Raw genomic sequence first — 5,645 nt, 5'->3', positions numbered from 1 at the left:
TTCTTGCGATGTCACCCCACCTCTATGCGGCTCGTAGGACTGCTTATTCCGCGCAGACCTCCTGTCGGACAGGTTTCCGGCCAGCGCGCCCAGCGGGCGCCCTCGGCCCTGGCCCCCTGAACCTGGCGCCGGCACTCCACCGCCCTTTCAGCGGCCCATCTTGTAGGGCCCACCCCGCTCCAGGGCCCGCTGGTACGCGGGGCGCGCGTGGAGCCGGTCGAGGTAGGCCGTGAGGTTCGGCAGCTCCGACAGCAGCCGGAAGGACTTCGCGGCCTCCAGCACGAAGGAGAGCTGGATGTCCGCGCCCGTCAGCGCGTTGCCCACCAGGTACTCGCGGCCCTGGAGCACGCCCTCCAGGTAGCCCAGGTGGTTCTTCAGCTCGGAGTCGATGCGCGGCTTGACTTGCCCAGCGAGTGGACGGCCTTGAGTTCCGGCGGGGCGAAGCCCGTCTTCGGGTCGCGCTCGTAGCGGATGACCTCGTACTCGAGCCCCAGCTCCTCCAGGAGCCAGAGGATGCGCTGCGAGCGGGACTCGGAGAGGTGATGGACCTTCAGCATGATGGGAGGGCTCCTCGCGTCCGGAAGCGGGACGTGCGCGGGCACACGCTCCCAGGTCGCTCCTCCGGACGATGCAGTCCGGAGGAGCGGTGTTCAGCACCTAGAACGCGGCGCCGCTGGCGAGCTTGCCGGGAGAGCTGCTCAGGCCGGACACGCTCGTGTGCAGCACGAAGCTGGCCGTGGAGGACGCATCCGGGCTGCGGTTGGCGGACACGCCGTCCGTGCTCGCGAGCGCCGAGCCGAACGTGGCCGTGTCCACCACCGTGCCGGCGCTGTTCTTCACCGTGACGGTGTCACCGCTGTTGCCCAGGACCAGCGACCCCGTGGACGCGGCCACCGCGCCGGGAGTGCCGGCCGGGATGCCGGACGCGCCGCCGAACACCACCACCGCCTTGCCCGCCGCCACCGAGGTGCCGCTGGCGAAGGTGTGGCGCACGGCCGTGCCGTCCGACACCGTCCAGCCGCTCAGGTCCACCGCCGCCGTGCCGCTGTTGACCAGCTCCACGAACTCGCCGTTCACGTCCGAGCCCGGCTCGTTGATGAGCACCTCGTTGATGAACACGTTGCCCGTGCCGCCGGTGCCGCCCGTGGTGATGGTGAAGGCCGCGTTGGACAGGTCGGTGACGGTGGCGTCGCTCGCGTCGCTCACCCGCACCCACGCGTTGGTGGTGGCGCTGGAGGGCACCGTCCACGCCACGCTGCCGCCGGACGCGCCCGTGCTGGACGTGATGGTGGTCCAGGTGGAGCCGTTCAGCGAGTACTCCACCTTCACGTTGGAGACGCCGGACGAGCTCCAGGTGATGGTGCGCGCCGAGCCGGCCGTCCAGCTCTCACCGCCGTTGGGCGACAGCACCGTCACGGTGGAGGCCGTCGTCACATCCCCCGGGATGAGGAAGTCCTTGATGACGCCCATGTGCTGCATGCCGGACGCGCCGCTGTCGCCCGACAGCGCCGGAGAGATTTCGGAGATGGGCGAGTACACGCGCGTGTCCGCCACCAGGCCACCGGCGAAGCTGCTGGAGCCGATGACGACCGCCGTCTGGTACGCGCGCAGGTCGCTGTCCACCAGCACGTGGTCGTACGGCGAGCTGCGGCCCGCGTTGGTGTTGGTGTTGCCGTTGCGGTCCGCCGGGTACGGCGACGCCGTGGACACCACGCTGGAGAAGGTGCTGAAGGTCGCCTCGCTGCGGCTGCCGGTGTTGAAGTCACCGCCGATGACCAGGTAGTCGCTCGCGGGCACGTTGGCGTTGATGAACTTCACCAGGTTGGTCGCTTCCGTGTTGCGGACGCTGGAGCTGGTCGTCAGCAGGTGCACGCTGATGGCCCACAGGTCCTTGGGGCCCGGGATGTCGATGCGCGCCCACGCGAAGTCGCGGTTGGACACCTGCGTGTCGTCCCACTCGCCGGAGGCGATGATGGGGTAGCGGCTGATGATGCCGTTGGGAATCTGCGCGCCGGACTCGCGGTAGTAGGAGAAGCCCGTGCCGAAGGCCGTGTCCACGAAGGCGCGGATGTCCGCCGCGGAGTCCGTCTTGTAGTTGAACTCCTGGATCATCACGATGTCCGCGTCCGTGCCCTGGAAGATGCGGATGCCGTGGCCCGGGTCGTAGTCCTGCCCATTGCCGCTGCTCAGGTTGGCCGCCATCAGGCGCAGCCGCACGTTCGCCAGCGAGTCCTCGCGCGCGACGAGCTCCGGGGCCGTCTGCTCCGCGTCCGCCTCCACGGAACCACCGCACGCGCTCAGCGCCGCGCACACCAGCGTGAAGGACCACGTACGCCAGGAGGCGGCAGGCCGCCGGAAGAGGTCTTGTTTCAGGCTCACGATGTTTCATCCTGCTCCCGGAAAAACCCGGAAGCCGTAGAGGTTCAGGGACGTCACGGCAGCGCCGCGGACGCAGTATTCCGCGTACACGACGCCACCGCCGTTTATCCGTCACATTCCTTGAAACGTTGCGTGAGCGGCGCATCCCCCCCGCCGGGGACGCACAATGTTACGCATTGTTACATGGCGGCCGTGGTGGACAGCGCGACGAAGGCGTAGCGCAGGCCCTTGCCCAGGGCGACGAAGACGACGAAGGGCAAGGGGCGCACGCCCACGAAGCCGCCCGCGAGCACGAACGCGTCCCCCAGGATGGGCAGCCAGGACATGAGCAGGGCGGGAGCGCCCCAGGTGCGCAGGTTCGCCTCCACGCGCGCCATGCGGGGGCCTTCCTTCTCCCGGCGGCGCGACACCCAGCGGCCCACGGCCCCGCCCCCGCCGCGCGACACCCACTGGCCCAGGATGTAGAGCGTCACCGCGCCCAGCACGTTGCCCACGGTGGCCACCACGGTGGCCATCACCGGCGGCGTGCCGTTGTAGATGAGGGCGGCGAGCATCGCCTCGGAGGGCACCGGCACCACGGAGCCCGCCAGCATGGCGACGAAGAACATCCCGGGGAGGCCCCAGGTGGACAGGGTGGACGGCTCGGCGGGCATGGGAGGCCTGGGGCCATACACCCGGCACGGGGCGTTCGTCTCGCATGGCGTCGGCGCTCCCTTGCCCGCCATCCTGCCCCCCGGGGCCAGAGGCTGTCCGGCCCCGCGGCCTTCCCAGGGGCAGGGGTTGTAGGCGCGGGTGGGGGACCCCATCCTCCCCGCCATGCGACGCTCGACGCGCGAACGCTCAGGCATGCGGTCCATCGACACGGAGGACGAGCGGATCGCCTCCCTGCTGGTGGCGGAGCCCCCAGCGCTGCACTTCGAGGGCTCCCGGGACCTGGTGGTGCGGCTGCGCGACGGGCGCACCTTCGTGCTCACCGTGCTCACCCTGGAGGCGCTGGAGGCACGGCTGGGAGGCGCGCCGTCCCATGTGGCGTCCGGCCTCGTCCTGGTGCGGCGGCTGTCGGACGGGGCCCTGCTCCACGCGGTGCGCTCCGCGCTGGACCAGGGCCTGGAGCGGTTCGGCACGCTCCAGCCGCCCATCGAGGAGTGAGGCGCCTTGCGCGTGGCCGTGACGCCGGTGCTACAGGCCGGGCGCACGGTGGGAACCCGACGCCGCATCGCGGCGCGCGAGCGACTTCCACCGGGAAACACGGCGCCGTGATTATGCTGCCCGCCCGATGGATGAACCCGGCCTGCAATATCCCGGAGAGGCCCTGCGCGGGTGGCTCCGGCAGTTCGCCAAGACGCCGCTCGCCGAGCCGACGTTGAAGCTGCTGGTCGTGCTGGCGGACACGGTGTTCTTCGCGAGCCTGGGCCGGGAGGAGGGAGAGGCCACGCGCGTGCGCATCGCCTACCACGCGCAGGGGTTGCAGGGCCTGCAGGCGGTGCGCGAGACGGTCTACATCGGCGGACAGAAGGGCAAGCGTCAGGCGTGGGAGACGCTGCCGCTGGAGCCCAAGTCGAGCATCACCGACTTCAGCGTGGAGGCGCTGGTGAAGCTGGCGCCCGCGGCGAACCTGCCGCGCACGGCGGTGGTGGTGGGGCCGCGCGAGGGGAAGCTGCGCATCCAGGGGCTGGCGCGCCGGGTGGAGTACACGGAGTTCCACGCCGAGGGCGAGGAGGACGTCTTCATCCTGCACGCGCCGGAGCCGGGCCACCTGGTGGTGAGCACGCAGGGGCGCGAGGTCTTCCGCTACGAGCAGGGCGCGCCGGTGCCGCCGGGCCGGCGCGTGGCGTTGCACGACCTGCTCTTCCACGAGGACAGCGCGGTGCGCGCGGCGCTGATGGAGATGTGCTCCACGCTGGTGGAGTCCCTGCCCAAGGTGCAGCCGCTGATGGGCGGCAACCGCGAGTGGTACGTGTCCAACGCGGTGCAGGGGCTCATCCGGAGGATGGCGGGGCTGCACCACGGAGGGCTCATCGCGTTCCTGCCCAAGCAGCATGACGTGGAGCGCTTCCGCTCGCGAGGCAAGTACGTCCTGCCGCCGGAGCAGGGCCCGCTGTTGCGCCAGCGGTTGCAGCGCTTCGTGCAGGCGCGGGCGGACCTCATCAACGGCGCCTGGCAGGCGGAGGCCGGCAAGGCGGCGGAGGAGGAAGAGGATCCGGAGTTGAAGAAGGCCGCCGCCGAGCACGACGACAAGGTGACGGAGAGCGACTTCCAGGCGTTGGTGGAGAGCATCGGGCAGTTCACGGCGGTGGACAACGCGCTGGTGTTGGGGCCGGAGCTGGAGGTGCTCTGCGCGGGGTATCAGATCGCGCTCCCGCGAAGCGGGCCGCCGCAGGTCTTCGAGGCGCGCACGCTCCAGGGGCGTCCCGGGCCGCACTACCCCATCCATCAGCACGGCTCGCGCCACCGCGCCGCAGCCGTCTTCGCCAACCAGCACTCCGGAGCCATCGTGTTCGTGGCGTCCCAGGACGGCCCGCTCCGCTGCCTGCACCGGCCCCCCGGCAAGAAGAAGGTGCTGCTCTGGAGCCTCCTGCTGACGGAGGACTGAGGCCGGAATGAAGCGGCTGGGCTGGGTGCTGCTGCTGGGACTGCTCGTGTCGGGCTGCGCGACGACGCGGGTCGTGCGCCTGGAGCTGGACGGCGGCGAGCACGTTGTCGTCACGCCCCGGGAGGAGGAAGACGCGTCCCCCTCCGAGGCCCGGCTGGAGGAGGACGAGTTCAAGGCGGCGGTGAGGACGCTCGCCAGGGACGTGCGGCCCTTCGCCCACCCGCTGCGGCAAGCGCGCGAACTGTTCGGCCTGCCGGAGCGCAGCGGCTTCTTTGGCTTCCGCGAGCGAAGCCGGCGGATTGTCCCTCTGGGTGAAGAAGAGGCGCGGGAGCTGCGGCTCCTGGATGCGTCGGACGACCTGACGCGCGGCTACCGGCAGTGGTGCGCAAAGAAGCGAAAGCAGTCCGGAGACTGCCTGCGCCTGCTGGAGGAAGGCCCCTTGCTGGGCAGCGACGGCCGCTATGCGCTGGCCATGGCCATCGCGATGGACTCCGTCTGGAGCGAAACGGCTGAAGCCCTGGAGGGCATGGCCAGCCCCCAGGCCGTCATGGCCACGATGACGTCCGCGGTGACGATGTACCTGCTGCTGTGGGCCATGCCGGAACTGGCATCAAAACACCTGTGTTAGCGGGAGTGGCTGCGACGACGATGATGTTGCCTCTTCCTTTGGCGG

7 protein-coding genes are annotated in these 5,645 nt (G+C 70.4%); 3 read left to right on the top strand and 4 right to left on the bottom strand.

Features of this window, described 5'->3' with window-relative positions; translation table 11 throughout:
• Positions 1-147: 147 nt before the first annotated feature.
• The 4 genes from K8612_RS38595 to K8612_RS38580 form a co-directional block, all read right to left on the bottom strand.
• Positions 148-348, bottom strand: coding sequence for a glutathione binding-like protein (locus tag K8612_RS38595; RefSeq protein ID WP_370639992.1), 201 nt, complete (start codon positions 346-348; stop codon positions 148-150).
• A gap of 26 nt (positions 349-374) precedes the next feature.
• The gene (locus tag K8612_RS38590; protein ID WP_223765904.1) at positions 375-557 is read right to left on the bottom strand and encodes a hypothetical protein; all 183 of its coding nucleotides are present in this window, start codon (positions 555-557) and stop codon (positions 375-377) included.
• Positions 558-657: 100 nt separating this feature from the next.
• Positions 658-2,379 carry a lamin tail domain-containing protein gene (locus K8612_RS38585; protein ID WP_223743781.1) on the bottom strand — a complete coding sequence of 574 codons (1,722 nt, stop codon included), beginning with the start codon at positions 2,377-2,379 and terminating at the stop codon, positions 658-660.
• Between the two features lie 179 nt (positions 2,380-2,558).
• Positions 2,559-3,032, bottom strand: a complete 474-nt coding sequence (locus K8612_RS38580; protein ID WP_223743780.1) for a YqaA family protein — start codon at positions 3,030-3,032, stop codon at positions 2,559-2,561.
• A 193-nt stretch (positions 3,033-3,225) separates the two neighbouring features.
• Here K8612_RS38580 and K8612_RS39450 point away from each other — a divergent pair, with 193 nt between their 5' ends.
• The 3 genes from K8612_RS39450 (at position 3,226) to K8612_RS38565 (ending at position 5,600) form a co-directional block, all read left to right on the top strand.
• Entirely contained in the window at positions 3,226-3,528 is a 303-nt protein-coding gene (locus K8612_RS39450; RefSeq protein ID WP_304504023.1) for a hypothetical protein, read from the top strand.
• Between the two features lie 127 nt (positions 3,529-3,655).
• The gene (locus K8612_RS38570; protein ID WP_223765903.1) at positions 3,656-4,972 is read left to right on the top strand and encodes a putative sensor domain DACNV-containing protein; all 1,317 of its coding nucleotides are present in this window, start codon (positions 3,656-3,658) and stop codon (positions 4,970-4,972) included.
• A gap of 7 nt (positions 4,973-4,979) precedes the next feature.
• Positions 4,980-5,600, top strand: a complete 621-nt coding sequence (locus K8612_RS38565) for a hypothetical protein (protein WP_223765902.1) — start codon at positions 4,980-4,982, stop codon at positions 5,598-5,600.
• The last annotated feature ends 45 nt before the right edge of the window (positions 5,601-5,645 follow it).

The organism is Corallococcus sp. AS-1-6, assembly GCF_020037015.1.
GTDB lineage: Bacteria > Myxococcota > Myxococcia > Myxococcales > Myxococcaceae > Corallococcus.
This window is presented reverse-complemented; position numbering and strand designations above follow the sequence as displayed.